Origin of the sequence: Rhodoblastus sp. 17X3 (genome assembly GCF_030056575.1) — a bacterium.
In the GTDB taxonomy this organism is placed as follows: Bacteria; Pseudomonadota; Alphaproteobacteria; order Rhizobiales; family Beijerinckiaceae; genus Rhodoblastus.
Window position 1 is genome coordinate 1 of the sequence record NZ_JASHHX010000048.1, and the last position, 1551, is coordinate 1551.

General features: G+C 64.9%; 1 protein-coding gene. It reads left to right on the top strand.

What is annotated here, in order from left to right:
* Nucleotides 1–1551 (top strand): acyl-CoA synthetase (locus QM467_RS19685; protein ID WP_283368036.1); only part of this gene is annotated, 1551 nt, incomplete at its 5' end.

Sequence of the window (1551 nt, forward strand, 5' to 3'; positions counted from 1 at the left end):
GACGTATTCCCGCACAAGACGTCGGTGATCTACAACGACCTGCGCTACAGTTGGGGGCAGACGGCGGAGCGGTGCCGGCGGCTGGCTTCTGCCCTGCAGAAGCGCGGGATCGTCAAGAACGACACCGTGGCGGTGATGCTGCCCAATATCCCGGCGATGTTCGAGGCGCATTTCGGCATTCCGATGGCCGGCGCCGTGCTCAACACCCTCAACACCCGCCTCGACGCCGAGGCCATCGCCTTCACGCTCGACCACGGCGAGGCGAAGATCCTGCTCACCGACCGCGAATATTCGAAGATCATCGCCAAGGCGCTCGAGCTGATGACCGGCCCCAAGCCCCTGGTCATCGACGTGGACGACCCGAGCTACACGGGCGGGGCCTTCCTCGGCGCGATCGAATATGAGGCCTTTCTGGCCGAGGGCGATCCGGCCTTCGAGCCCGCGCCGCTCGACGACGAATGGGACGCCATCGCGCTCAACTACACCTCCGGCACGACCGGCAATCCCAAGGGCGTGGTCTATCACCATCGCGGCGCCTATCTGAACGGCGTCAACAACATCGTCAGCTGGGGCATGCAGCCGCACGCGGTCTATCTGTGGACGCTGCCGATGTTCCATTGCAACGGCTGGTGCTTCCCCTGGACCATGGCGGCCAACGCCGGGGTCAATGTCTGCATCCGCCGCATCGACCCCAAGCAGATCTTCGCGCTGATCCGCGAGCACAAGGTGTCGCATTTCTGCGGCGCGCCGATCGTGCACGGCATGCTGATCAACGCCGATCCGGCCGATCAGGCCGGGATCGATCATCCGGTCTCGGCGCTGATCGCGGGCGCGGCGCCGCCGGCGGCGATCATCGAGGGCATGGAGAAGCTCGGCGTCTCGATCACCCATGTCTATGGCCTGACCGAGACCTATGGCCCGGCTTCGGTCTGCGCCAAGCAGGCGGAATGGGACAGCGAGCCGCTGGCCAAACGCGCCGAGCTGAACGGGCGCCAGGGCGTGCGCTCGCTGCTGCAGGAGGGCATCGACGTGCTCGACACGATGCACTTCAAGCCGGTTCCGCATGACGGCCAGACCATGGGCGAGATCGTGTTCCGCGGCAATATCGTGATGAAGGGCTATCTCAAGAACGAGCGCGCGACGGATGAGAGCTTCGCCGGCGGCTGGTTCCGCACCGGCGATCTCGCGGTGATCGACCCCGACGGCTATGTGAAGATCAAGGACCGCTCCAAGGACGTGATTATTTCGGGCGGCGAGAACATCTCCTCGATCGAGGTCGAGGACGTGCTGTACCGCCACAAGGACGTGCTGGCGGCCGCCGTGGTGGCGACGCCGGATGAGAAATGGGGCGAGGTTCCCTGCGCCTTCATCGAATTGCGCGAGGGGGCCGATCCGACGCAGGAAGAGTTCCTGGAGCATTGCCGCGCGCATCTGGCGCGCTTCAAGGTGCCCAAGCTCTTCATCTTCGGCCCGCTGCCCAAGACCTCCACCGGCAAGATCCAGAAATTCATCCTGCGCGAAAAAGCCCGCTCGGCTGAGGCCATCGGCTGA